Genomic DNA, 24,917 nt, shown 5'->3' on the forward strand with positions numbered 1-24,917 from the left:
CGTCGCCAAGCGCCGTGGCCGGGCGGAAGAGGTCGCCGCCGCGGTTACGTTCCTCTGCTCGGAACACGCCAGCTTCATCACCGGCGAGTTCCTCAGGGTCGACGGCGGCTCCGTAATGACCATGGGGGCCTGAGGTTTTGCCACAGATCACGGGCCGTTCGGTGCCTGTGAGCGCACCGGACAGCCGCTTTCGGGATGCCTGCTCCCCACAACAGTGACTGGGTTGGCTTGGATGCGGAACGTTGGCTTCCGGATGGAATGCCAAGGACCGGTTGCCACTCCGAGCGGTCTTCCGCCGCTCGGGGCTACCTGTAAGAAAAACGACCGTTTTCCTTACAGGTGCGCCGGACCTCTTTCCGGTACCCCGAAACGGCCCCGTTCGTGTAAGGAAAATAGGGTAGGAAATCTATTATAAGAAAACGGGGCTATGCTGACCTGCTTGTTGGCTACGCGCGCGTCTCCACCCTCGACCAGATCCTGGACCCGCAGCGGGACGCCCTCACACGCGCTGGCTGCGAGCGGATCTTCGAGGAGGAGAAATCCGGCAAGGACGGCACCAAGCGTCCAGAGTTCGAGGCCGCCCTTGCCCATCTCCGCCCCGACAACGTGTTGATGGTCTGGAAGCTTGATCGCCTCAGGCGCTCTCTGGTGGAGATGATGCGCACGATCGACGGGCTTCGGGCGGGCCAAGGGCTGCTGCGAGCAGTGCGCCTGGCCGCACAGCCAGCTGGTGGTCCACCTCGGTGAGGACGTTGGTGAGATGCGCAGGCGGATGCCTAGCGCAATGGCGAAGGGCGGCAGCTCAAGCTAGCGCCGCCGGAGCCCTGCCGGCCGACACGACGGTGCAGTTGACCCGCGTGTACCTGGCGTGCGCCCATCTCGACCACGATTCCGGCAGCAACGAGCCGACGAACCTTAAGGCGCTGCCACATCCTGCACCACCACGAGGAGCACCGGCGCCAGCGCTGGTTCACCTATCGACTGCGCAAAGCGACAGGTGATCTGCTCCTCAGACCATAACCTGTTCCAGTTTTAATAAGGCCAGGTGATATACAACCTAGATATGTAAAAATGGTTAGCGCACCCATGCATTGTGCGCATGGTTCCTGGGACATAGGTCGTATGGTGCGATGCGGAAAAGCGTGGGATACATACCCCATGCACGGCCGCGATGGCGTCGCGGCCCTGTTCGCCCTCATGGGCGTTTCCTCCCTGGACTTCGGGCCGCTCTCATGGGCGGCCTTTTTTCTGTCCGGGAGCAAGGTCTTAGCGCGCTCCCCTGCCCGTCTCAAGCGCAATTGTGCGCCATGCCTGGGCAGGTGGCACTTTCTTGCACATCTCTGGCCAGGCGCCGTGAGGTCACCTGGAACGAGTCGCTACTTGGTGATCCGCTTCGGCGAAATCGGGTCGCTGGCCGGAAACGTTTCCTCGACGGCCTGGTCGAGCAGCTGATCCTGCCGCTCCTCAAGATCGTCGCCCGGCTTCCGCTGACCGGGGGCGCTGGCCGCAGCGAGATCTGCCTTCGCTTTACCAGGGTCCTGAGGGTGATCCTTGTCGTGGTCGGTGCTCTTCGTCGGGTCGATCATTGGCGTGCTCCTGGAGTTGGTGATCACCAACTTCCCAGCCACTTCCCGGTTCGCATTCCTGAGCTGGTGGCCGCCGAGGAGGCGGCCGAACGTCAGCAGTGATCTACCGCCGTCCGTTCTCGTTTGCGACAGGTCCCTTTTACGTGCACGGCCTCTGGTCACGAGGCAAATCAGCCCAGAGCCACCAACGGCCTCTGCGATGTGCACGAGCGCCCCGCTCATCCCCCGAGATTTGACGGCGAAGGTTAATCCGTGCCTGGATGTAAGTTACCGCGGCTCGCGTCCTGAGCCCGAGTCGCATCACCTGGAGACACCTGCCGCCGCAGTGAGACCCTGAAAAAGCGAGACCCCCGCTAAGGCGCCAACCTTAGCAGGGGTCTGGAGCCCCGAAGGGCCGATCCAAGTCGTATGCAAGACTGATCGTCCCTGAAATCGCTGTCTCTGTCAATCGGAAACCCGTTTTCCGACATCGGCGGAGCTTTGCCGGGAACTGGGCGCGCTCACGCGTGACCCGGCTCGATCTGCCGCGGCCTCATCACGAGGCCGACCGATGACTTATGCCGAGATGAAAGACGCGATCGCGCGGGCGCTGCCGGCGATGCTGCCGGCCTTGCGCGACCAGCTCTATGCGCTGAACGGCGCCGGCCTGATCGACGACCGCGAAGCGGGCGAGCTCGACGACGCGATCGAGGCGCGGCGCACCGCCGGCCGGGCCTCGCCCGCGGCCCCCGCCCTGCCCGGCGTAGTCCTCGCCGCCGCAATCGCGCCGACGGCAGCCCGGATCACCCGGTTCGCTCCTCGCCGCCAGCGCTCGCCGGATCGCGCCAAGAGCCGCGAGCGCCGCCGGGGTCTCGGCGGCTCGAGCCCGCTGCCCGAGCCGCTCGCCCGCCGCTACACCGAAGGCCAGAGGGCCGTGCTCTTCATCGTCGGCGAGGAGATCGCCGCGCGCGGCGTGTGCGGCCTCTCGATCGCCGAGATCGCGGCACGCGCCGGTGTCTGCCACCGGCATGCGCAGATGGCCCTGCGCTTGGCTGAGAGCGACGGCCTCGTCTCCATCACCGAGCGCCCCCGCAAGGGCCAGAAGCACCAGACGAACCTCGTACGCGTCCTCTCGAAGGAGTGGGCCACCTGGCTCCAACGTCGTCGACCGACAGGGTGCAAACCGACTCCCTCCACGGGGATTCAGGATTCTTCTTCCTCTTTAGAATCGAGAACGGCGGCTCGCGGGCAGGTCGCGAAGGGCTATCGGAGGGGGGATTCGAGTTCTGGACCGGCAAGACGCCCGGCCGCGGGGTTCCGATTCTAGCCTGAGACTGGTGCCACTCCTGGAATCGAGAACGCCGGACCCTGGTGAGGATCCGGCGCTCGGTGAGGGATTCGGAGCGGGTCGAGGCGATCAGCGCTTCGTGTTGCGCCGGCCGTCCTCCGGCACGAGCGAGAGGTCGAGCCCCTCGGCGTAGCCCTTCGCGGCGAGGGCCTCGATCACGAGGTACTTCACCGACACCTTGCGCTTGGCCGATTCCATCTTGAGCGCGAGCCAGATGAGATCGGGCACCTCGAGCCGCAACGGGCTCACGGGGCCGTCGTACATCGCCGGGGCGGCGGCAGCCGCGGGCGGCGGCGCGGCGGGGGTGGTGACAGGCGCCGGCTCCGCGACAGGCTCGGGTGGCGGCGGCGCGAGCGGGCGGGCGAACCCGGCCTCGGCCCCGCCAGCGACGAGCTGCGCGAGATCCTCGGGGTTCGTGCGCGGGCGCGGAGCGCGGCCGAGCGGGATGGATTTCGCAGGCGTGGACATCAGGCGGCAGCCTCGGACGGGGTGATGACGGCGAGGATCTCGTCGAGCGCGCGGGCGATCTCGGCCGCGGCCTTGGGGTCACCGTCGGGCTCGAGCGGCGTCAGGCCGTTGAAGTGCATCGACTGGTAGGCGTTCGGGCGCCGGATCGTCTCGGTCGTGAGCACCGGAATGCCGGCGTCGATCACCTCTTGGCGCGCGTGCTTGGCGACCCGGCTCGCGATCGTCGCCATGCCGGTGAAGATGACGCGCGCCGGGATGGGCCGGCGCAGCATTTTCTCGGCCCGCTTCACCTCGGCGTGCGTGCGGAACACCTCCTGCAGGTCCATGCCCGAGATGCCCGAGGGGATCACGACGATGTCGCTCTCGGCGATCGCGAAGGTCACGGCTTTCGACGCAGCGCCCTCAAGGTCGATCACGACGAGGGTATAGCGCTCGACGGCCTCGGCGATCCGGTCCTGCATGGTCGCTTCCGTAACCCCGGCGATCACGTCGACGCCCCCTCCCCTGCCCTCGCGGTCGGCCGCCTCGCGCCAAGCGCGCACGTGACCGTTCGGATCGGCGTCGAGGATGACGACGCCCGCGCCTCGCTGGGCGGCGGCCGAGGCGAGGCAGATCGCGAGCGTCGTTTTGCCGACGCCTCCCTTGGTCGAGCACAGGCTGACGACAGGCATGAGGGCTCCTTCACGGATGGGCGGGCGCCGGCCTGGGCGGATGCCGGCTTGGGCGGGTAAGCGGACAGGCGCACGCCCGAGCGCCCGGATAGGCGTAAGGGCGGAATCACAACAAAGCATGAAGGCGCGCGCAGGGAAAGGCGAAACGGCGTACGGGCGCCCGCCCATCATGGCTTCAGCCACAGCGCCGCCTTGTAATGGCGCCATCATGGGCGCCAGTGAAGATAACCGTAACGGCGCACGCCTTGATGATTTTTATTACATTAAGTCGGAATGGCGCGCGACCAAATGTACATTTGATCAAGTTGGTATGGTTCCCGGCCCGGATCCGTTTCCTCGAACGCCGCACCCCTGTCCACCGGGAACAACCCTGCGAGGCAGCCACGGTGAGACGCCTGTACCCTGTCTCACAGGGTTGTCGGACGGCCCGTGAGACAGCTACAAGGGATCATCTAGACCCTACGAGACATTCTATGGCCCGGATCGGCTACGCGCGCGTCAGCACCCTTGACCAGGACCTCACCGTGCAGCTTGCGGCCCTCAAGGGGGCGGGCTGCGACATCATCCGATCCGAGAAGGTGTCCGGCTCCTCTACCGTCGGTCGCGATGAGCTGCGCACGGTGCTGGCGTTCATTCGGGAGGGCGACACGCTCGTGGTCACCCGGGTCGATCGCCTGGCGCGCTCGATCGGCGATCTGCAGGACATCGTGCGCGAGCTGAGAGGGAAGGGGGCGGGGCTGCTCGCGACCGAGCAGCCGATCGATACGTCGACCGCCGCCGGCAAGGCCTTCCTCGACATGCTCGGCGTGTTCGCCGAGTTCGAGACGAACCTCCGGCGCGAGCGCCAGGCGGAAGGGATCGCCAAGGCGAAGGCGCTCGGCGTCTACAAGCGGGCCCGCACGGTCGATCCGGAGGCCGTGCGGGCGCTGATAGGGGAGGGGAAGGGCGCATCGGCGATCGCGCGTCAGCTCGGGATCGGCCGGGCGAGCGTCTATCGAGCGCTTAAAAAATAAGAACCAGAGGATGCCCGTTTCGGCCGCGCTTGATATTATTGCTGGACCTGCCGATAGGTGTAGTACAAGGATATAAAATCTGATGCGGGAGTAAGCCTTATGCCGGCAATGGTTGACCCTACCGATGGCCTAACGTCATTTCAGGAAATGTTCAAGCGCAAGATAATTGACGTCAAGCCCTGCTCAACAGATAGGAAGCTGTTCCTCCACGGTGATCAACCGGCTCCAGGTGTCATGCGGCTCAGCTATGTCCGTTTGCAGGGAAGGACTGTAACTGCCTTCGTCAGTTTCACACCGGCGGAATTCATCGAAGGGCGGCCCTGTTTTCAGGCGGGAGTGGCGGTGCCGCAGACGCATAGGGGGCAGGGGCGAGCCAAAGAAATTGTTCGCGCAGCGATCGCCGAAATGAGAGCCGGGTTCTCACGTGCCGGAATAGCACCATTCTGGATAGAGGCAATCATTCACGCAAACAATATTGCGTCGCAACGCGTTGCTGAGGCGACTATATCGCCTAATCGTATTAATGTAGTTGATGGAAATTCTGGGGATAATGCCTTTCAATACCTAATGAAGGTCGAAAAATCTGAGTAGTGATTTTCGAGCCCCTGTCTGCAGGGTCAACGGTCGAGTAGGGGCTTCGCCTCTCGGCCGGACGAGGGTTCGCCGGTCGCGGGTGAGACTGAACGGCCGTCCTTAACTGGGCAGCCGTTCTCGTTCGCGGAACGTCCATTTATGGAACTTACCCACAGCCTGCGACGCCACAACGAAAACGCGCGCCGCACGAGGGCCTTGGCCCTGCGACACGGCGCGCATCACGATCGGCGGGTGGTTCCATATCGCGACCGGGAGGGGTGAAATTCCTTTCTATCGGACGGTTCGACCAACGTATCTTGCGCTTCGACTCGAGTGACGACGTGCCGCCCCCATTGCGTATCGTCAGCGCGAAAGAGGCCGAGAGGAGTTGCGAGGAAATTACTTCATTGGATACGCTAACCGCCCAGCACTTTTACAACTAGAGTTCCAACTACCGTACCGACGACGGTATCATTTATTAGTTTATTATGCTCGTCGCCAAATTTTACAGTACCAGTTACAATATTTTCTAGAACTATACCCACTCCAGTATGCTTTAATGCAATACCAATGCCATCAGCAACCTTATGGCCCGCCTTGTTACCAGCGACTATTTCGGTTGTAGCCACTGCCACCAGCAGTGGACTCGTGATGCAAAAAACAGGCACCGTTGCGGCATATTCGAAGATGCCGCCCCAAAATTTTTCAGCCACGGCTCTCCTCCATGCCTACATAGGATACGGGAAAATCTCAGGCTTACTCCAACGCAGACAATACAATCGTGTTCCGCTTGCCTATCCAGCCGGAGTTCGACATTTGCCGGACGATCCGGGAGCCCTCACGCCTCGGCGGCAGTGGCCGGCCGGCGTTGCCTGCGCCAGGTCGTCGGCGGTGGCGCGGCCTCGTGGACCGCGGCGAGCTTTTCGAGCCACGCCGCAAGTTCGGCCGGGATCGCGCCGTCCCCGGCGGCCCATCGGCGCACGATGCGCTCATCACAGTCCAGGTATGACACCTGGGTTCATCATGTTTGAGTGTGGGGGGCGCCTCCCGCCCTCAGTAGTACCCTCCCACCTTCAAGCGGGATCGAATTCCGCTACTCCCGCATGAAGACGGGGTGCCGCCAGGGATCCGCTGCAGGCCGCGGCTTGCTGTCAAGCTCGGCCGGGGAGGGGCGCAGGACCAGGACGTCGTCGAAGCTCGCCCGGCCCCGGGGCACAGCCTTGAAGTTGTAGGTGTTCACGTACGGGACATCGCCCGCCTCGATCGGCGTGGCAGTGATCGACGTGAGGGGTCCGCCCCGGGGGCAGTAGCGCGCGCCGCGCTCGCCCAGGTGCCTATCAAGCGGTTCGCGAAGGCGGCTGCCGGGGGGCATGACAGCGACTCCCTGCAGGTGGAGCCCGTTATTGGGCGACAAGTCGCGCAGGCGGACCTTGGCCCGCTTCGCGACGGGGATGTCGGGGACAAGGATCCAGCGTGGTGTTAGGGGCCGGCGGCTGGGCGCATTCGCATTGCGCTACACCCGCTCATAGAGCCATTGGTCCGCCCACGCGGCTCCGCAGGCCTACGTGCTGCGGCAGCCTACTATACCTTGTGTTTTAAGCCCAACCAGCCATCACAGATCGTTATTGTTTACCCCAAATTCTTCTGTAAAATGCGTATAGGATCGGTCGACGAGATCATTTTACGATAAATTTTATTGTGTTATGAACTTTCAGTCTTCCTTACTTTTTTAATTTTAAAAGTTCGAGCAATCTCTTCGGCATATATTTGAGGATATGGCTTATTCGCAAAAGGGATCGGGTCAACATGTGACACCAAATACAAATTATCTTTTGCGGTATTCTGCTCAGAACTGTTCATTAGAATATGCTCGACCGCATATCGCGCTCGACCAAACCACTCGTCAAAATATTTTCCGTGTTTCCGCCAGGTAGAGTTGCCCTCACAAATTGCTTCAAAAAGCGTTTTATCTTTATCGACGATTATTGAAGACGCTGCATATGAGAGCGCAGCAGATTTATTTGCTAAATACCAAGCCGTTTTGATTTTTCTTCCAGCCGGAAGTTCTTGAGATAGTCCAGAAACTTCCCAAACTAATGGAGCGGCTTTGTTCAGACTAGGTTTTCCAAATTGCTTATCATGCGACAGATTGTCAACATGGTGGTGATATATTCTTATCACCTCATTTGCGCAAATTTTTCTCAAGCTTTCCTTGGCTAGTTGTTTGCGAAATGTCCGGCGTGATGTGGTGCGCGCTATCTGCAATACGCCGCCTATAGGGTAATAAATTTGATTGAAGAAATCTGGTCCGATTAAAAACATCCGTACAAAGATATCACCTAGCTGACCAATGTTATTATATTTATCTCTTGCAGCTCGCTCAGCAGAATCGAGGCACAATGATGCAGTCAAACTCATAGAGTTTCGTATCATTTTTGTGTTATAATCGCATATCATCCAGGTTATAAAGCCGGCATATAACACCTCTTTATGCCCAAAATAAGATTTATCTTCAGAGCAAAGTATGGAAATAATTTCTAGTATATCAAATTTATCCCAAGCGTAATCAAAGAAGTTCTTACTACCTACTTTCTCAGACGGAAAATTCTTTCCGATTTTTTCCTGAAATGCATACCATGATTGCTCAAGTGAGTTCTCCGGAGGATTGAGATTATACGTATCGTCTGACATTACTGCACAGCCTGTTTTGTACATGAAATTTGTACGTGAACCCGAGCTGTTCGAGACAGCCCTGTCTCGTGCACGATCACGCACATGCTTGGCCATCTTGAGACAAGATCACGGCACGAGAGAAGCCAGAGTCCGCTCAGCCTGAATGAGCTGCTGTCGCCGTCGTGCCGTGATGCGTCAGCAAGGCAATGCCAGCGAAGCCTTTGCCAAGGCTCAATCGACTTTGCAGGCCTCCGCCACTTCAGTCTACGCCGCTTCGCCTCATCAGTCTCCCTATGCACGCTTGCCTGCATAAATGGCCACCCAACCCGCCATAGCCTATCTTCAGTATCAGCCGAGACAAGAACACAACAGAAAAAGCGGCTACTTCGTTCTTTGAAAAGTGAATCAGCGTTTCCTGCGGCGAAAGAATTCGTAAAAGCAGGAAATGATCCATAGATATCGCTCTATGCTGGACGTTATTCGTTTGGCACTGAGCGCGGAAGAAACGCCCAAATTCGCGTTTCTGCGACTTTTAATGCCAGCTCAACACCAAAATACGGGAATCCCGTATTTTTAGGAGGATTTGATCCAGTGAAAAAACCGACCAAAAAAGCCAAAAATCCCAGAAAGCTGAGGAAATTGGCTGATAATTCGGAGCTCATGCGTGAGATATCCTCAGATACGCTGGGCGCTTCTAAAAACGCGCAAGCGCAGTATGAGGCCGATAAGGACGGCTGGCGGCCCGCTCGGTTGAACAGCTGCCTCTATATCTATGCAATCGCCAAAGTGATGATGAGCAAACCCAAGGAGTGGGCAAAATTCATTAAGCAGCCTTTCTGGGAAAACTTCCCGAAATCACCGCGCGCTGATGCAAATGAAACAAAAATACTTCGGTATGTTGCCTTCTATGTCTGGAAATCAACTAGTAGGACCAGCAAGGATCGCGCTTGTACCTACGTTAGAGCGCTTAAAATGCTGATGGATGACAATGTACGTGTAGATAAGCTTGTAGAAACTATCGAAGATGCTGGGGGTATTGAAAAGCTTGCAAAGCGAGCCTCGAAAGCCGCTCCTGGTGCGTCAGAAGCTAGCTCGGTCAGCGACAGCCGTGTCCCGGGCAATAAAAAAGAACAGAAAGGGCAGTTTCATAAGGATTCCAATGAAAATGAAGTGAGCAATAGGAGTATTTCTGAAAAAAATCCTACCCGAAACAATTCTCAACAAAATAAGCAAGTAGATTTGGAGGAGGATCCTGAATGGTGGGAGCGGGAAAATTCTGTTGAGGATGACAAAATCGAACGACGTGGCTTCGATCCCATGGGACGCGCGACCATAGAAATTGAGATCGACGCCAAGCAGCGCAAGCGCCTTTTTGCCCTCAAGGATGGGATGCGACGGAGGATCGAATTGGTTTGTGACGGACAGGAAGAAGATTGGTACCGTTTCCGACTGAGCAAGTTCCTCAAGATGTCGTAAGATAGAAAAATAGAAATCGGCAGATAATTCAATAATAGAAAGCCGGAGTAATCAACTGCTCCGGCTTTCTCACGAATAAACTGCTTGTATATACGATCATGCACATACAACTATCATCATGTGAGCTGTTATGACATAGTAGTGAAGTTGCTACTGACTACACACAAACATGATATTAAGCCACATATATCCAGTAGTAAACGCTAAAATAAAGCATCGAAAAACAAGCCAGACATACAAGAAGAAACTATTTTGCAGGCCGTAATGTCTCAAATTACGCGCGAAATGCTCAAATTCAGCCGTCAGAGAAAATCGGTAAATACATACATCATGTCTCTGTATGGCGGGATTTGTGATGGTTGTGCTGAAAAGGTCGGAGTTCAGGCTGTTTTCTGATCGCGAAGAGTCAAGGGGCGAACATCTCGTTCGCGCTTTGCATGGCCGTCATCAACGTATTTTCACGAGTACAAAGATCGAGTTGGATCGACTTCGCCCTAGCCGCGCGGGTGAGCTTAGATCGCATAATCCGCGAGCCCGCCAGCTCTGGATGCGTACGTATGGTGGAGGGCTAGCCGAAGAATTGGGAGCTTCAGGTCCAGGTTGGACCACCGATCAAACTGTGTACTTTGTGACCATCATCGATCGGCATCAAATCGTCGATGCTCCTGATCCAGATTTTGGAGGCATCTCAAATCGGGGTCGATCGCATGACCAGTTGCGAGATGCTTATAAAGGGGCTTTGCGCGGTTTCGATTATTTTGGCATGATCGAACCTGCTCTTTATGTGTCTACTCAACGCGTTGCTGGCGTGCCGCGGTTCATGCTGTGGCACATGCACGCCCTCGTATGGAACACCTCGCGCGAGCGGCTCGAGCGCCGGGCCGAAGACCTGCGTCCCTGGTTTCGAGCGTACCTGCCCTACGCCACTGGCGTCGATGTTCGACCGGTGCGCACGGGCGATTTGCTGCAGATGATTTGGTACGTCGCGAAAACACCTATGCACCAGTACCAATTAGCGAAACGCGAGAGTGAGTCGCTGCAGCAGTATCGTGGTCCGCTCAATGGTGTGAACACCGTACGTTTATACGCTGCCATGCACGAACTTCAATTGCCTGATCTGGTACTGGCTGGCGGTATTGGTTGCCACATCTTGCGCCGGACCTGTCGAGCCGCGCGGCACTGGTGACCTAATCGTGACCCGCTCACCGCTATACCGTCAGTTTTAGATGGGTGCGTCTGACCCATTTAATGCCCCTGACTACCCCAAGACCGAAGAGGAGAACAGCAATGATGTACGGATGGAAGGATCTTGACGAGCCGAAGCATCTGCCTCGCAGGCCGAAGACTCTTGTTGAGGTGTATATGCGGTTCTGTGATCGCATGGATGAACTGCGTCTTGCAGGGATGAAAGTACCTAAAAACGCAGAAGGTCAACAATACTTCATTTGGGAAGTTAGAAGCCAGGTGTTTGATGCCTTGATTTTGTCTATGCCTCCAGCTTGCGAGAGTATCGGTGCATTGATGAGCCTTACCATTCCCGATTTGTTTTTCGCGCGCCTGGACCATGTCCACGCTTCCAAATTCATCGACAACGTCGGGCCGGGAACATTAGCAAACTGGGATGAAGCGGTGCGCCTTAATATGGTTGGAAAGCAATGGAACACGGCTATTTCGGTCAATGATGCTCTTGATATTGTCCAGTTACGCTTGGACACGGAGATTGTCCAACATCAACCGGTGGTACATTTCTTCAAGGGGGGTACCTACACGCGCTGAAAGCCTTCCTGCCTTTCGCGGCAGGCCGCCAAAGCGTTCTCGGCAAGTAGTGCGGCGTCTCCGTAGTCTCTCTTAAGCCGCGAACGGAGGACCAAACATCCCGCGTGGGATCAGAGGGGGTCAGGCGCGATATGCCTGGCCCCAGCGTCATCAATCGCAGGGGGTGAGATCCACCTGCATCATCCCTCCGGCATATGACCCCAGTTCGGTATACGGCGCCTGCTGCTGGATCGCCTGACGTGCCGCTTCGACCGCGGCCTGCATCTGTCCCGGCGTTGCCGCTTGGCTTTGCGAGCGCACGAGCTGGGGTGGTGCGGTCAGCTCGGCATCGAAGTTGAGCGTGACCGAGAAGGTCAGCAGCAAGCTCGGATCAGCCCGCAGCGCCTCGGGAATGGCCCAGACCCGCCGGAGGCGATGCGCCATTGCTCGTTGCGCGTCGTTGCGGGGCGGGCGGCTCGTGCAGAGCAGCCCGGCGGGTGACGGCGCGACCGGCTCACGGGTCTCAACTCGCGTCTCATCGCGGTTCGCCTGCCCGGCCGGGGGCGCCGAGCTCAGCTCAGAGCGTTCTGCGGTCGACCGGCGGTTCGTGCCGTTTGACGGCGACGTGATCCGGCAAGGGCTGAACACGACGCGTATCCGCAGCGGACGGCTTTCCATCAGAAACTCGTCGGCATCGGGCGCGGCCACATGCACGATGCCGTAGGGCGGCGCGATCTCCCGCAAGACAGCCAAGCTCGCTGCATCCCCGTTGCTCACCCGGCAGAAGAAGCCTTGGCCGGGGGTACCCGCCGCCCCGAGCCGGCCCGAGAGCTGCACCAGCCACCCCGACGCCGACGGCTCGATGGCGCTGACCCCGACGTTGAAGTCGATGCCGCGAGCCAAGGAGGCGCGATACTCCTCCCGCTGCAGGGGGTTCGTCATCGCCATGATCCCCCGCTGTCCCAGCCACTCGTAATCGGTGTAGGCGCCATCGTCTCGACCTGAGCGGGTACCTATCTCCGCCTGTGACCGCGCCGCGGGCATGTCCCTCGCCTGCGCTCGCGCGATCTGGCTGCGGAGCGCGATGGTCTGATCGAGCATCGTCAGCAGCGGTTTGGCCACTGGCGCATCGCCAGCCTCACGACCGACCTCCTGCATACGCGCGATGAAGCCGTCGAGGCGCTCGAGCTTCTGCCTGGGCGGCAGCATCTCGAGCTCGTTTTGCGTGAAAGCGAGCAAGTCGGTGAGGACCTGCCGCGCCTTCTGTCGCACGTCGTTGCGGTGCCCCTGCTCGGCGTTTGCCGCCTGCTCTGCTTGAGCGCGTTGCGCCGTCGCTTCGGCCTCGGCCGCCCGCTGTTCGTCGTCGCGCCGCCGCCGCTCCGCCTCGTAGGCGGCATCGGCCCGCTGCTTGGCAGCTGTCGCACGGGCGTCACCGACTTTGTAGCGCAGCTCGGCCAGCGTCGTATCGATCACCCGGATGGCGTCGCGGCGATTGTCCTCGCCCATGCTCTGCCAATCCGGCCGCCGGGTCTGGCAGACCAGGAAGTAGGCGCGGAAGTCGGCCACGTCCTGGTCGGTCCAGTCGGCGAGGGCTTTGCCATAGGGCTTCGGGGTGTAGGGCGAGACTTCGTAGGAGAAGCTCTGGCTCAATGGTTTGCGGCAGCCGCCGATGCGGTCGAGGAAGTCGGTGATGATGCTGGCCTGGGCCGCGGGCGCCATGAGCGCGAGCATGCCGGTGGTGAGCGCGAGCCCACGAGCGTGAAGCGTCATCTCGGATCTCCGGAACGGGAATGTTGGTGAGGGTGGGGGCGGGCGCCGCGACCAAGCCGGACAAATAGGAGATTGTCAGGCCGTCGATTGTCAAGCCGCTGCTGTGGCCCTGTGGGGCCATGGACGCGCGGTCGATCATCGGTTGGAACTTGCGGCGCCTGCGGGTCGAGCAGGGGCTGTCGCAGGAGAGGTTGGCGCTCGCGGCCGGCATCGACCGGGCCTATGTCGGCCGGGTCGAGCGCGGCTCGGAAAACGTGACGATCATCACCTTGGAGGCGATCGCCCGTGTGCTGGCGGTGCCGGTCGCAACCCTGCTCATCGAGCCCGAGCCTGGGGCGGAGCAGCCCCGGCCCTTGCGGGCCGGCCGGCGTGCAAAGGCGGGGTGAGCTCTAGCCCGGCCTCATGACCCGATCTCCAGCTGCGGGGCGACCCTGATCAAGAGCGGCCATGCTGCGTCGATTGCGTCGCGTGTGCGAGCGTCGAGATCCCGGGCGCCGAGCGCGGGGGCGGTCAGCAGCCGCAGCAGCGTCGCGGCGAGGTCCGGGGCGGCCGCGATGAGCCGGGCGTCGGCCAGCCGCTGAATGCCGGTGGCGATGTGCAACGGGCAGCCCCCAGGTTCGACAGGCCCATCCCGCCGGATAAAGTACGGCCAGCCGCCCGGGCGGTCCTCGGCCGCCGGCTCGACCCCGAGCATCGCCTGCGGGGGCGGGGCGCCCAGTTCCGCCGCGCCGCGCACCAGCCACGGCCCGGGGGTGGGAATGGCGGAGGCCGCCAGTCTGCGTCCGGCCATGTCAGTACTCCCCGGCGAGCATGACCGTCAGCATCCGCGTCGTGATGCTGCTATCGGCCGGATCCGGGGAGTGCCCCGTCATCGCGCGGTCGTAGTAGTCGATCTTGAAGAACACCCGCTCGCCCGCAACTTCGAGCGCGCCGAAGTCGTGCTCCCCTCGCGGGTCGTTGTCGGGGGTGAAATCGTCGTAGGCGGCGATGGCGTCGAGGATGCTCTGCTGCCGCTCGCGGCCGAGGGCGATGACGCCAGCGGTCAGCATTAATAGGCCGCCCGAGAGAGAGCGGCGGAGGATGTCGTTGAGCGCGCGAGTGCGATCCACGTCGAGGACGGTGGTCAGCATGAGAGCCTCAAATGTCGGAAGGAGGGTGAGCGGCGGCGCAGAGGCGCCTGCCGTTGGGCACCCGAGCCACCCTGTGTGGCTCGGGTGCGGGGCATGGAAAGGCTAGGCTTTGCCGGGCGGCAGCAGCGCGAGTTCGTCGGCCCGGCGCAGGATGGTGGCTTGGGTGGGGTAGTCGCGCCAGCGCAGCGAGTGGACGGCGCCGTTGATCCCGATCACCTCCGCCTCCCACCAGCCCTCGTCGGGCCCTTCGTGGGCGAGCACGACGCTGCCGAGGCCGATCTCGTCGCGGTCCTGGGGCAGCTTGTGCCCGACGAAGGGGCCCGGGCTAGGCGGGGCGGGGGGCTGAGGGGCGGCCGGTGGACGGGGCGTCCCGCTCGCCGGTGTGTTCGCGGTCGCTGGCGGGCCCACCTTAGCCGCTGTGGCCGGGTTCGGGGCGTCGGGGTCCGCTCGAACGCCGGCGAACTCGAGGAGCCGGGGGAAGAGCTCGCGCCGGACGTAGGGCACGAAGGCGCGACCGCTGCTGAACACTCGGCCATGGGTGAACTGATCGGCGAACGCGCGCTGCTCATCGTCGGCGAGCGGCAACATGCGGAGGTTCATCACCTCGGCCGCCTGCGTTGCGAGCTTGACTTCGCTGACATCGAACCAGGCGGCCCGAGGCCGGCCGGCATCATCACGCCCGAACAGGACGAGGGCGGGCGTCATCGGTCGCAGAGGTACTTCGGCGACGAGCTGGGGAGCAGGTTTGGCGCTCATCGGCAGGCTCCTGAAACGAAGAAGGCCCCCGGAGCGGGGGCCTTGGCGGAGAGGCTGAAGTGGAGAGCGCACTGGCGTGGCAGCGGCGGTGGTCGACGCTGGGCGAGGGAGGGTGGTCGCTGGTGCATTGATAGGCTCCATGGCTCACGTTGATCAGCGTCAGTGCGGCGCACCGATCGGCTAATCAACAACATCAATATCGCACATAAATGCAGATAAGTCAATATCTTAGTTAAGACGTGAAAATCAAAGGTGCTGTTAATATTGCATGACACTCTTTATAAGGCGTCCGATTACGACTAGGATTTAGTCTTCGTCTTGCGTGATCGGCTAGGTCTCGTCGCTTTATCGGTTACCTCGGCATCCGGTTCAGCCGACTTGCTGAGGGCGGAACCCCCTGCTCGGCGCCGGCCAAGCCCAGAGTTCTTCGCGAGCTCGGATCGCTGGCTAGCGTAATCCGCTGCCACCATCGGATAGTCGCGGGGCAGCCCCCACTTTTCGCGGTACTGCTCCGGTGTGAGGCCCCGCCTGGACAGATGGCGCTTGAGTGTCCTGTACGGCTTGCCATCCTCGAGCGAGATCATGTGGCTGGGCGTCACCGTCCTGCGGATCGGGATGGGTGGTGCCAGCTTCTCGGGCTCGGCGGGAGGCGGACTGCTGATGCTCTGCAGGGCAGCATGCACTGACGCAATCAAATCTGGCAATGCCGAGGGCTGAACGACGTTGTTGGCCATGTAGGCCGAGATAATATCGCTGGTGCGCTCGATCGGATTGAGCGCCTGAGTTTCAATCTCGCTCATTTATCTCTCTCATATTGAGAAAGAATGATTGAAAGCAGAGACCTTGAGACACGTCAATGCCACAAATGATGCACTTACATTTAAGAATAGCGCTGATCAGAGCGCTTCTGCCTCAGAAAGTAGGCAAATTTTTCACGCTTCATGCCACCTGTGAGGTGCGTTTCCGCCTCAATCATGGCGCTGGCTGCGGCTGATCACCCTTATTCACCCGGCGCGACTTCCTTCACACCGAGCCAGCTCACAGCCTCCTCGAAGCTCGAAAACGTATGGGTTTGATCCGAGAACGGGGCTGGCCGCTTCGCACGCGGGGTCGCTTCGAGCAACTCGACGTGCCACCTCGAGGCGGAGCGGCCTTGCTTGGGTTCGAGCACCAGGCTGGCAATGATGCCGCCATCCAGGTCGACGTCATAGCTCCCGGAGGCGAGACGCACGAGCGTATAGGTCATCAGGGTCTCCCATGGATGGGGCCTGCCCCACCTCGTCGCCATCCGCCGCTATGAGAACTTGGGCCCACATCCGGTAGCTCAAGGCGTCGCCGCAACATGGTTAACGCTTCGTTGCCGTTCACGGCTCGTTCCCGTTGTGGAAAACCGGCGAAACGGCCAATGCTACGCTTGAAGCGGGGCCAATCATGCACATGCGAGCGGAAGAGCGGCTCCGCCTGACGTTGTCGGGCGCGGGGGGCCGCGCAGTGGTCAGCCTGAACACCTACGCGGTCACGCAACCGGCGATCGAAGGCCTCGACCCCTCTGAGGACGGGTTCAGCTACGACGTCACCCCCTGGCTGCAGCCCGGCCGCAACGTTCTGACCGTCGTGCTGATCGGACCTGCCGCTGAGCAGCCGTTTCGGCTCGTGGCAGAACGGGATGGCCAAGCCCAGCTCATGTTGAATGAGGCAGAGCTCCTGCCAGTGCCAGCTCCCTGGCGGCTGTGGACCACAACCATCGAGCTGGCCTCGTCAGCGCACCCGTCCGTGCTTGTTGGGGAGCAGAATTTCGCATGGCCGAGCCGCACTCGAGACGCCGATCTGGGCGACGTCCTGGTCGGGTGATTTGAACGAAGTGAGACCCACCGAGACAATGCCCGTGACCAAGCGCCAGCTTATTGGTGCACTTCTGACGGCCTGTCACATCGTCGAGCGCGACCGGCTCGCAGCCTTTATCCGCGACGCGGACACGGCATTCGCTGCCAACCCTTTCCCCGCAACAATCGCGGGTGCCGCTCGCCAAGGCTGGGGGATGCGCGAGATCGAGTACCGCGCCATGGAAGTCGCTTCGGCCGGTCTGCCCTGCCTGCTCGCGGCATTGGCCCGCTTGCCGACCAGCGAGCCGCTGCGTCAGGAGATCCTGCGAGCCGGCACTCATCGCCTGTACCTCCTGCATCATGGTGACGGCTGCCAGATTGTTGGAGCCGTACTACATGGCAAACCAGGTCAGGAGCTGCCGCCATTTAGGATTGCGCCAAGGCCACGCGGCCGGCCGCGAAGATTGCCCAGCACTCACCAGCTCGACCTGTTCGGGATGCAAACTGCTTGAAGCATTTTTGTCCTGGCAGGCGCAAGAAAATTCCTGTCGAGTAGTGTGGCGCGGGTCCCACTGGCGGGTAGGGACTGCTAGCCTATGAAGGCGCGTCCACTTCCCCCAAACTCGAACCCATACCTTCTCATCCAATGAGCCGGACGGCCTTTCCCTTATCGATTTCGGCTTCATTGTAGTAGCGTGCCGCCTGCTGCACCGAGCGGTGCTGCGACAGCTGCATTGCCTCGGGCAGCGGCACGCCCTGCCTCCCAGCCTCGGTCATGAACCCTGATCGCAGCCCGTGCGCCGAGAACAGGGCCGGGTCGAGCCCGGCACGGACGCAGCGCGCCTTCAGGATCGCGTTCACGCTCTGGGGATCGAGCGCCGCCGATCCAAGGCGACCCCAGCGATCGATGCGCCGGAACACCGCCCCATTCTCGATCTTGGCGAGCGCCAGCCAGTCGAACAAAGCTGTGGCAGCACGCCCGATCACCACCACTCGGGCATCATCCTCCGCCGTCGTGGTCTTGGTGCGCCCGAGCCGGATCGTGAACTTCGGCACGGTCGGGCTGTCCGGGTCGGCCGGATCGCGCGGCACGGGAGCTTCACGCACCAGGTCCTCGACCCGCAGGCCTGCAACCTCTGCCCGCCGGCGCCCCCCCGAGGCGAAGGCGACCAGCAGCAGCGCACGATCGCGCACGTCGACCAGCCGATGCTCGTACAGGCAGGTGGTGAGCAGCGTCTCGATCACCGTGGCGGTGACAGCCCGCTGGCTCTTACGAGCGCGGGGCCGCCGGTTGGCCCGGACGGCGAGAGAGAGGGCGGTGCGCAGGCGCGGCGCCTTGAAGGGACCTTCGACGCCGCGGAAGCGGTGCAGGGTCGACCAGTGGGCGAGACGCCGACGCACGGTCGAGACCGCGTGCGGTCCGGCGACACGGAGTAGGCCGCGGGCCCTCAGATCATCCTCGACCGCGCTGGGCATGCCATGACGGGGATCGCTCTCGCGCTCGGCCGGATCCCAGAGGTGATGGGCGACGAACTTGAGCGCCAGAGCCTCGGTGGCAGGCCAGAGCAGGGGATGGCTGGTTGCAGCCAGGCACCAGGCCTCGAGGTAGCCGAGGTCGGATGCGAGCGCCCGCAGTGTGTTGGCGCCCATGCCGGAGCGGGCGAGGTGTTTGAGGGTGGCGGCGTCCTCGTCGGTGAGGAGGACAGCCAGTCGCTCGCGAGCGTCGAAGGGCAGAAGTCCGGCGAGGGCGTCGAGGTCACGCTCCCGAGCGAGGGTCGGATCCGGGGGGAGGGCAGGGGGGAGATCGGACATCGCGGGCGGGCTTCCGAGGGGATATGGATCGCATTCAAGCCGATTTGTGAACCTACGTCTATCACCATCGATAAGAGGTCATTATCAATGGTCAGAACGCGAGCCGTATCCTCATACAGGTGCGCGAAGCCAAATGCCCTTTCACTTCCGTGAAGGCTCACTAATATAGTCAAGGCAATGGTTTACCACCTACCAGAACCACTCCCCTGGGCCAGCCTCGCTTCACCCCTCGCCGCCGCCGAGGACGCCCTGGCCCGTCTCGACCAACTCCTCGCCACCAGCCCCATCCGCCACGGCTGGTGCGCCCGCACCGACTTCTCCGACGCCTGCGCCAGCCTCGCCCTCCAGGGCGACCTCGTCCTCCTCGAGGATCTCGTCCTCCACGACGCCGGTCGCGATCGGCACGCCCCCTCGCAAGGGCTCACCCGCGCCCACGCCGTCCTGCGCACCCGCCGCCGCATCGCCGCCGTCGAGCCCGGCTGGGCCACCAGCCCCACCGGCCTCGCCGCCCTGTCCGAGGATCCGGACGGGGCCACGGATCAGGACGCAGTCCCGGTGCCAGCCGCGCTGCCCGTCGACGCCGCCAACGGGGAGGGGGACCTCGATGGCGTCGACGACGCCTTCGCAGCCGAGCTCGCCGGGATCGACGCCCTGATCGCCCGTTCGAACCGCCTCCTCGCCGACACCAGCGCGGTGAGGGAGAAATCGCCGCTGCTCTACGACCCAGCCTGGGGTGAGACCGACCGCCTCAGCAACTGGCGCCAAGTGGTCGCCGACACCCGCACCCTGCCCCCCATCCTTGCCGCTACCCTCGCCTACGATGCCTGGGCCGCCCTCGAACCGCTTCAGCACCGCGCATGGCTCGGGTCGCTCCTCGCCGCCGACCTCCTGCGCGCCCGCGACAAGGCCCGACACCACCTGCCCGCCTTCGCCAGCGCCTTGCGCCGCGTGCCGCGCGACCGCTGGCTCATGCGCGACCCGCTGACCCGCTGGCTGGCTGTCCTCGGCGCTGTCACCGCGGGTGCCGAGCAGGGCATGAGGGATCACGATCGCTGGATGCTGGCGCGCGAGGGGCTGCTGCTCAAGGTGCGGGGCAGGAGGGAGAGTTCCAGCCTGCCCCGTCTCATCGACCTCGTGCTCGCCCGGCCCCTGGTCTCGACCACCACCATCGCAGACGAACTCGGGGTCACACCCCGCGCCGCCCAGACCCTCGTGGCCGAACTCGGCCTGCGCGAACTCACCGGACGTGAACGATACCGGGCTTGGGGGATCCTGTGAGCCGGATGCTACGAGGGGCTAGTGCACTGACACGAACAAACGTGCCATGCGCTTCTCAGCCAACTGCTTGCGATCACAGAGGAATTCGAGGCGTGCTGTGTACCTTTTGAAGGCGTCAGTGCATTAGAGATCCACGACGCTCGCAGCCGCAGACATCGCCCCTGAGTGTCTGCAGCAAGACCTCGTGACGAGCTAATGAACGACAGAACGCTTCAAACGATCGGGGATCACACGCCGGCAGGGACTTGCCCAACGCTGGCGACCCCTCATAAATTTCTCGATGTTCGGATCTGGATGGATCCTCACATCAGAAAGAATTTACGTGTCAGACGCGACCCAAGCCCAACAGTCTGAATTCATCGAACTCGCAGCCGACATCGTCTCGGCCTACGTAATGAGGAACAACGTTCCGGCCGCTGAACTCCCGAAGCTGATCGCCTCGGTGCATGCCTCTCTGAGCACGCTCGGCCAGCCTGCCGCCACACCGACTGAGGATCACAAGGTCACACCGGCCCAGATCCGCAAGTCCGTCACGCCCGACGCCATCACCAGCTTCATTGACGGCAAGCCGTACAAGTCGCTCAAGCGGCACGTGACATCAAACGGCCTTACCCCGGACGAGTACCGCCAGAAATATGGCCTGCCCCGCGACTACCCTATGGTCGCGGCGAACTACGCGGCTCAGCGCTCCGAACTCGCCAAGAGCCTCGGTCTCGGCCAACTCCGGCGCGATCGGGCTGCTGCCAAGAAGGCGGCCGAGAAGCGGGCCGTGCCCGATCCGGTCGTCACCGCATCCATGGATGCAAAGCCTGCACGCCGCGGCCGACCGAAGAAGGCCGAGACCAGCGCAGCCGAGTGACGTGGATCCGACGAACCCGTGGCGGCGACAGCGTGCCCGTCGCACGCTGTCGCTCTCGAGTGTGTTCCTTGTTGCAGGAGGTTTGATGATCGCCTTGATCGGCATCTATTTCGCCCTCGAGGATGTCGTCATCCCCTGGATCAGGTAGGCGCCCGCCTCTTCAGGGTTGTGCGGCTTGGTGCGATGTTCGATACGCTGCCGTCGCTCGTTCTTGAACCGAGCCATACGGTAGGAAAGCTTTCAGTGTCGCAGCAAGAACAAGGCCTTCCGGCCACTCTCGTTGAGCTCGCCGCCGATATCGTGGCAGCCTATGTGTCCAAGAACTCCGTTCCGGTTACGGAGCTGCCGAACCTGATTGCGTCGGTCCATACCTCGCTGACGAACTTGGGACAGCCGGCTTCCGTCGAGCCGGAGAAGCTCACGCCGCCAGTGCCGATCAAAAAGACGGTAACTCCGGACTACATCATCAGCCTGGAGGACGGGAAGCAGTACAAGTCGCTGAAGCGGCATCTCTCCACGCGTGGGCTGACGCCTGAGGATTACCGGCGCAAGTGGGGCTTGCCGCACGATTACCCGATGGTCGCGGCCAACTACGCCGCCCAGCGATCCGAGCTTGCCAAGAGCAGCGGGTTGGGCCGTCCGCGCAGGGCAGCCTGAAGCTTTCTGAGCAACCTCCTGTAGACGAGCATCACGCAGAGCCGGGCGACAGGGGCTTGGGCCGAGGTCTGTCGGTTAAGCTGAGCATCAGCCTGAGCTCTCGGGGTTCGCTTCGATGCCACGGCCAAGAGAGCCGCCGCCGACTATCGATCATCCCGGGGTCTTGGTCTATTTGGGTCTTAGGCGTGCGACCCCAGGTCGATCCAGGAATTAAAACCTATTTTTTGGAGCGGGCCCGACACCAACCTGGACCGTACCATTAGGGCAAGCCACAGGGGACGCGGGGGCCCGTTCCAGTAGGCAAGCCGTAGCGAGACGCAGAGGTCATCGTTCGCATCAGGCTGCTTTTGAAACTGCGGATGCTCTACGACTATCTAATTCGGGTTGCCTTGGATCCCCGGCAAGGGACCTCTGGCAATCGCGTGGAGCGGTGCTAGTTGATACGGCTGAGCTCAGCCGACGCAGCGGTGCCCAACGATATGCGAGACACGACCGGCAGCGGCGCCAGCAGGCGCCAAGTCATGCAGGGAGCGGCCGGCCTCGCGGCCGCGGCACTGGCCAGACCAGCGAATGCAGCCGACAGACCAGCAGGGGGCACACCTTCTGGCCCCTCCCCGATCATGAAGGCGATCCCCCGCACCGGCGAGAGCGTGCCGGCGATCGGGCTCGGTACCTACCAGACCTTCGACCTCCTGCCCGGCATGCCCCGCGATCACCTTCAGGAGGTTGTCCGGCAGGCTTGGGAGGGCGGCGCGCGGGTGTTCGATACCTCGCCGCTCTACGGGGCGAGCGAGGTCAATGTCGGGGCGTTCAAGGCGGCGCTCGGCCTCGACCGGGGCATGTTCATTACCAACAAGATCTGGTCGACGGGCGAGTTCCTGGGCGACGATAGCCACGCGCGCCGGAGCATGGAGCAGTCACAGCTCCGCCTGTGGCGCGAGAAGATCGACGCCTTCCAGTGCCACAGCCTCGTCAACGTCGACGTGATCGTACCCCTGCTCAAGGCGTGGAAGAAGGAAGGTCGGATCCGCTACGTCGGCGCGACCCACCACGAGCCCGCCTACTTCGGCATCCTCGCCGACTGGGTCGAGAAGGGCGATCTCGACATGGTGCAAGTTCACTACTCGATCCTGGAGCGGCGGGCCGAGGAGCGAGTGCTACCTGCGGCGCAGGCCAAGGGCACCGCGGTGCTCGTGAACATGCCACTGGAGAAGGCGCGGCTGATGAAGCTCGTCGAGGGCCAGCCCCTGCCGGACTTCGCGGCTGAGTTCGGGGCACGGTCCTGGGCGCAGTTCTTTCTGAAGTGGGTGATCGCCCACCCTGCGATCACCTGCGCGATCCCGGCCACCGCGAACCCGGCCCACGCCATCGACAACATGGGGGCCCTCTACGGGCCGCTGCCGGACGCAGGGATGCGGGAGCGCATGCGGCGCCACGTCGAGACCCTGCCCGGCTTCGCCGATCTGCCGAAGATGCCGTGGTACCCTGGCAAGAGCTATCCCGGGCTCATCGCCCGGGCGCGCAGCGAGCTGAAGTCGCGGAGCTGACGGCGGACGAGAACCTCGGGACAACTCGCGCCGTGGTGCGTCACGACGCGATCCAAACCAACGAGGTCGCTGTTTGGCAAGTAGCGCGAGCGCTTCGCCCGTCAGTGCACGGACGGGCTGCTCGACGAGCCCCGTCCGAGCGCGCCGCGCCGGATCGGTGACGAGCAAGTCGCCGAACTGATCGAGCGCACTCTCTCCGAGCGGCCGCAGGGCGCCAGTCACTGGAGCCAGCGCAGCATGGCCAAGGTCAAGGGGATGTCGGGCACGACGGTCGGGCGGGTCTGGCGAGCGTTCGGCCTGCAGCCACACCGGTCCGAGACCGTCATGCTCTCGACCGATCCGCTGTTTGCCGAGAAGGTGTGGGATATCGTCGGGCTCTACCTGGCACCGCCGACCCGCGCCCTGGTGCTGTGCATGGACGAGAAGTCCTAGGTCCAGGCCCTCGACCGCACCCGACCACTGCTTTCGCTCCGGCCCGGACAGGCGGAGCAGCGTACCCACGATTATGCCCGGTACGGCACCACCGGCTTGTTGCCGCCCTCGACGTGAAGGCCGGCACCGTGATCGGGCAATGCTACCCGCGTCACCGCGCCAGCGAGTTCCGCGGCATCCTGGACGAGATCGAGGCGGCGGTGCCAGCCGAAAAGGCGAGAACACGATGCCGAGGCCGTGAGCGATCGGTTTTGGAGTTTGAGCACCCGTGTTGAAACGTGCACCCGCCGGTTGTGCACTCGGGCTTATTTTGGCAGCATGGAATTCTCTAAGAACCCGGCACAGGCACGTGTGCTAGGAGGGCAGATGCTGAGCCCCCTCATCCAGAAGATCGAAACACGCTTCCACCTATCAGACTATGACAGGAAGGCGTTGCACCAGCTGAGCGCAAGATTAGTTCGCGTCATGGCGCATCGGGATCTGATCGAGGAGGGCAAAGCCTCTGATCACATAACTTTTATCCGAAGTGGCTTTGCGTGTAGATACAGGATCCTTCCTGACGGCGGGCGAGCAATCATCGCCTATCTCGTCCCTGGTGACACCTGCGATCTCTACGCTCCGCTCCTCGGCCGTATGGATCATGCCGTGGCCACCGTCACTCGCTGCGACGTGGCGGTGGTGTCGAGGCAGGATCTCGGCATGCTCACATCGGATCACCCGGCTATTGCAGGTGCGCTCCACATCACTGACCTCGTGGACGAGGCAATCTCACGCGAGTGGCTGGTCAGCATGGGACGCCGCTCGGCGGAAAAGCAGATTGCCCACCTCCTCTGTGAGTTGCTGGCTCGTCTTCAGGTAGTTGGATTGGCGACTTCCGACAGCTACGAGTTCCCTATCACGCAGGCTGATCTGGCCGATGCCGCAGGTCTCTCTGTCGTGCACACTAACCGCGTCCTCCAGACACTTCGTGCTGAGGGATTGATCGTTCTGAGAAATAAGACCCTCTTTGTTCCCGATCTAAATCGGCTTCATACATTCTCTGATTTTGATACGCGCTATCTCCATCTTCCGCAAAATTTGTACTCTGCCGAAAGACGGCGGATCATATCTGGTGTCGCGCGGCTTCAATGAACATCACCACCGTGCACGGCATGAAGCGATCGGTCCTGATTGGGCGATCTTGAACTAAGAGCGCCTAACAGAACCGCCTGATCTGGCGGAGGGTGATGAGGCTTGCCTGCAGGAACGTGAAGGCCTCGTAGATGTCGGCGCGGCGTTCGTAGCGGACGGGCAAGCGGCGGGCGCGGTTGA

Annotated in this window: 29 protein-coding genes and 3 pseudogenes; 17 read left to right on the forward strand and 15 right to left on the reverse strand. The window is 61.9% G+C overall.

Going from position 1 to position 24,917, the window contains the following annotated elements; all coding sequences use genetic code 11:
* Window positions 1–133, forward strand: a 133-nt coding sequence (locus tag FF100_RS34715; RefSeq protein ID WP_139040567.1) for an SDR family oxidoreductase, incomplete at its 5' end; no start/stop codon positions are given.
* A 302-nt stretch (window positions 134–435) separates the two neighbouring features.
* Window positions 436–681: pseudogene (locus FF100_RS34720) on the forward strand (recombinase family protein); the annotation flags it as partial.
* Between the two features lie 695 nt (window positions 682–1,376).
* Here the strand turns inward: FF100_RS34720 and FF100_RS34730 are convergent.
* Window positions 1,377–1,586 carry a hypothetical protein gene (locus FF100_RS34730; protein ID WP_048435927.1) on the reverse strand — a complete coding sequence of 70 codons (210 nt, stop codon included), beginning with the start codon at window positions 1,584–1,586 and terminating at the stop codon, window positions 1,377–1,379.
* Window positions 1,587–2,196: 610 nt separating this feature from the next.
* On the opposite strand from FF100_RS34730, the gene FF100_RS34735 reads away from it, so the two are divergent.
* A complete protein-coding gene (locus FF100_RS34735; protein WP_139040568.1) occupies window positions 2,197–2,892 on the forward strand; it encodes a hypothetical protein in 696 nt (231 codons plus the stop codon).
* A 90-nt stretch (window positions 2,893–2,982) separates the two neighbouring features.
* Here the strand turns inward: FF100_RS34735 and FF100_RS34740 are convergent, their stop codons facing one another.
* Window positions 2,983–3,381 carry a hypothetical protein gene (locus FF100_RS34740; protein WP_139040569.1) on the reverse strand — a complete coding sequence of 133 codons (399 nt, stop codon included), beginning with the start codon at window positions 3,379–3,381 and terminating at the stop codon, window positions 2,983–2,985.
* On the reverse strand, window positions 3,381–4,235 hold the full coding sequence (locus tag FF100_RS34745) for a ParA family protein (RefSeq protein ID WP_246102721.1): 855 nt from the start codon (window positions 4,233–4,235) through the stop codon (window positions 3,381–3,383). The genes FF100_RS34740 and FF100_RS34745 overlap by 1 nt, the downstream gene beginning before the upstream one ends.
* A gap of 290 nt (window positions 4,236–4,525) precedes the next feature.
* Between FF100_RS34745 and FF100_RS34750 the strand changes: the two genes are divergently transcribed.
* Entirely contained in the window at window positions 4,526–5,065 is a 540-nt protein-coding gene (locus FF100_RS34750) for a recombinase family protein (protein ID WP_139040570.1), read from the forward strand.
* 99 nt (window positions 5,066–5,164) lie between these two features.
* Window positions 5,165–5,656 carry a GNAT family N-acetyltransferase gene (locus FF100_RS34755; RefSeq protein WP_139040571.1) on the forward strand — a complete coding sequence of 164 codons (492 nt, stop codon included), beginning with the start codon at window positions 5,165–5,167 and terminating at the stop codon, window positions 5,654–5,656.
* Window positions 5,657–6,054: 398 nt separating this feature from the next.
* Here the strand turns inward: FF100_RS34755 and FF100_RS34760 are convergent, their stop codons facing one another.
* The 4 genes from FF100_RS34760 to FF100_RS34765 all read right to left on the reverse strand — a co-directional run bounded on the left by FF100_RS34760 (window position 6,055) and on the right by FF100_RS34765 (window position 8,425).
* On the reverse strand, window positions 6,055–6,351 hold the full coding sequence (locus FF100_RS34760; RefSeq protein ID WP_139040572.1) for a hypothetical protein: 297 nt from the start codon (window positions 6,349–6,351) through the stop codon (window positions 6,055–6,057).
* 125 nt (window positions 6,352–6,476) lie between these two features.
* Window positions 6,477–6,650 (reverse strand): hypothetical protein, encoded by a 174-nt coding sequence (locus FF100_RS37440; protein WP_171070459.1) that lies wholly within the window; start codon window positions 6,648–6,650, stop codon window positions 6,477–6,479.
* Between the two features lie 81 nt (window positions 6,651–6,731).
* Entirely contained in the window at window positions 6,732–6,878 is a 147-nt protein-coding gene (locus FF100_RS37445; protein WP_171070460.1) for a hypothetical protein, read from the reverse strand.
* Between the two features lie 461 nt (window positions 6,879–7,339).
* Window positions 7,340–8,425 (reverse strand): hypothetical protein, encoded by a 1,086-nt coding sequence (locus FF100_RS34765; protein WP_139040573.1) that lies wholly within the window; start codon window positions 8,423–8,425, stop codon window positions 7,340–7,342.
* Window positions 8,426–8,902: 477 nt separating this feature from the next.
* Between FF100_RS34765 and FF100_RS34770 the strand changes: the two genes are divergently transcribed.
* The 3 genes from FF100_RS34770 to FF100_RS34780 all read left to right on the forward strand — a co-directional run bounded on the left by FF100_RS34770 (window position 8,903) and on the right by FF100_RS34780 (window position 11,563).
* A complete protein-coding gene (locus FF100_RS34770; protein ID WP_139040574.1) occupies window positions 8,903–9,787 on the forward strand; it encodes a hypothetical protein in 885 nt (294 codons plus the stop codon).
* 628 nt (window positions 9,788–10,415) lie between these two features.
* The gene (locus FF100_RS34775; RefSeq protein WP_139040575.1) at window positions 10,416–10,973 is read left to right on the forward strand and encodes a hypothetical protein; all 558 of its coding nucleotides are present in this window, start codon (window positions 10,416–10,418) and stop codon (window positions 10,971–10,973) included.
* 101 nt (window positions 10,974–11,074) lie between these two features.
* On the forward strand, window positions 11,075–11,563 hold the full coding sequence (locus tag FF100_RS34780; RefSeq protein ID WP_139040576.1) for a hypothetical protein: 489 nt from the start codon (window positions 11,075–11,077) through the stop codon (window positions 11,561–11,563).
* 150 nt (window positions 11,564–11,713) lie between these two features.
* On the opposite strand, the gene FF100_RS34785 is transcribed toward FF100_RS34780, so the two are convergent.
* Window positions 11,714–13,312: a hypothetical protein gene (locus FF100_RS34785; protein WP_139040577.1), complete on the reverse strand. Its 1,599-nt coding sequence runs from the start codon at window positions 13,310–13,312 to the stop codon at window positions 11,714–11,716.
* Window positions 13,313–13,431: 119 nt separating this feature from the next.
* On the opposite strand from FF100_RS34785, the gene FF100_RS34790 reads away from it, so the two are divergent.
* A complete protein-coding gene (locus FF100_RS34790) occupies window positions 13,432–13,698 on the forward strand; it encodes a helix-turn-helix domain-containing protein (protein ID WP_139040578.1) in 267 nt (88 codons plus the stop codon).
* Between the two features lie 14 nt (window positions 13,699–13,712).
* On the opposite strand, the gene FF100_RS34795 is transcribed toward FF100_RS34790, so the two are convergent.
* The 5 genes from FF100_RS34795 to FF100_RS34815 form a co-directional block, all read right to left on the reverse strand.
* Window positions 13,713–14,102, reverse strand: coding sequence for a hypothetical protein (locus FF100_RS34795; RefSeq protein WP_139040579.1), 390 nt, complete (start codon window positions 14,100–14,102; stop codon window positions 13,713–13,715).
* Window position 14,103: 1 nt separating this feature from the next.
* Window positions 14,104–14,439, reverse strand: a complete 336-nt coding sequence (locus FF100_RS34800) for a DUF3768 domain-containing protein (protein ID WP_139040591.1) — start codon at window positions 14,437–14,439, stop codon at window positions 14,104–14,106.
* 105 nt (window positions 14,440–14,544) lie between these two features.
* Complete coding sequence (locus FF100_RS38195) at window positions 14,545–15,198, reverse strand: hypothetical protein (protein ID WP_246102722.1); 654 nt, start codon at window positions 15,196–15,198, stop codon at window positions 14,545–14,547.
* 299 nt (window positions 15,199–15,497) lie between these two features.
* Window positions 15,498–15,998: a Ros/MucR family transcriptional regulator gene (locus FF100_RS34810; RefSeq protein ID WP_139040580.1), complete on the reverse strand. Its 501-nt coding sequence runs from the start codon at window positions 15,996–15,998 to the stop codon at window positions 15,498–15,500.
* A gap of 200 nt (window positions 15,999–16,198) precedes the next feature.
* Complete coding sequence (locus FF100_RS34815) at window positions 16,199–16,444, reverse strand: hypothetical protein (RefSeq protein ID WP_139040581.1); 246 nt, start codon at window positions 16,442–16,444, stop codon at window positions 16,199–16,201.
* 185 nt (window positions 16,445–16,629) lie between these two features.
* Here FF100_RS34815 and FF100_RS34820 point away from each other — a divergent pair, with 185 nt between their 5' ends.
* Both FF100_RS34820 and FF100_RS34825 read left to right on the forward strand, forming a co-directional pair.
* Window positions 16,630–17,049, forward strand: coding sequence for a hypothetical protein (locus FF100_RS34820; RefSeq protein ID WP_139040582.1), 420 nt, complete (start codon window positions 16,630–16,632; stop codon window positions 17,047–17,049).
* A 28-nt stretch (window positions 17,050–17,077) separates the two neighbouring features.
* Window positions 17,078–17,533, forward strand: coding sequence for a hypothetical protein (locus FF100_RS34825; protein WP_139040583.1), 456 nt, complete (start codon window positions 17,078–17,080; stop codon window positions 17,531–17,533).
* A gap of 127 nt (window positions 17,534–17,660) precedes the next feature.
* On the opposite strand, the gene FF100_RS34830 is transcribed toward FF100_RS34825, so the two are convergent.
* Window positions 17,661–18,833, reverse strand: a complete 1,173-nt coding sequence (locus tag FF100_RS34830) for a site-specific integrase (protein ID WP_139040584.1) — start codon at window positions 18,831–18,833, stop codon at window positions 17,661–17,663.
* Between the two features lie 177 nt (window positions 18,834–19,010).
* Here FF100_RS34830 and FF100_RS34835 point away from each other — a divergent pair, with 177 nt between their 5' ends.
* From FF100_RS34835 to FF100_RS34860, 6 genes and pseudogenes are all read left to right on the forward strand, one after another.
* On the forward strand, window positions 19,011–20,111 hold the full coding sequence (locus FF100_RS34835) for an RHE_PE00001 family protein (protein ID WP_139040585.1): 1,101 nt from the start codon (window positions 19,011–19,013) through the stop codon (window positions 20,109–20,111).
* 322 nt (window positions 20,112–20,433) lie between these two features.
* Window positions 20,434–20,970: a Ros/MucR family transcriptional regulator gene (locus tag FF100_RS34840; protein WP_246102723.1), complete on the forward strand. Its 537-nt coding sequence runs from the start codon at window positions 20,434–20,436 to the stop codon at window positions 20,968–20,970.
* A gap of 183 nt (window positions 20,971–21,153) precedes the next feature.
* The gene (locus FF100_RS34845; RefSeq protein WP_139040587.1) at window positions 21,154–21,627 is read left to right on the forward strand and encodes a Ros/MucR family transcriptional regulator; all 474 of its coding nucleotides are present in this window, start codon (window positions 21,154–21,156) and stop codon (window positions 21,625–21,627) included.
* A 620-nt stretch (window positions 21,628–22,247) separates the two neighbouring features.
* The gene (locus tag FF100_RS34850; RefSeq protein WP_246102724.1) at window positions 22,248–23,174 is read left to right on the forward strand and encodes an aldo/keto reductase; all 927 of its coding nucleotides are present in this window, start codon (window positions 22,248–22,250) and stop codon (window positions 23,172–23,174) included.
* Window positions 23,175–23,258: 84 nt separating this feature from the next.
* A pseudogene (locus FF100_RS38200) lies at window positions 23,259–23,812 on the forward strand (IS630 family transposase); the annotation flags it as partial.
* Window positions 23,813–23,972: 160 nt separating this feature from the next.
* Complete coding sequence (locus tag FF100_RS34860; RefSeq protein ID WP_171070461.1) at window positions 23,973–24,737, forward strand: Crp/Fnr family transcriptional regulator; 765 nt, start codon at window positions 23,973–23,975, stop codon at window positions 24,735–24,737.
* A 64-nt stretch (window positions 24,738–24,801) separates the two neighbouring features.
* Here the strand turns inward: FF100_RS34860 and FF100_RS34865 are convergent.
* Window positions 24,802–24,917: pseudogene (locus FF100_RS34865) on the reverse strand (IS5/IS1182 family transposase); the annotation flags it as partial.

This window comes from Methylobacterium terricola, from assembly GCF_006151805.1.
GTDB classification, from domain to species: Bacteria; Pseudomonadota; Alphaproteobacteria; order Rhizobiales; family Beijerinckiaceae; genus Methylobacterium; species Methylobacterium terricola.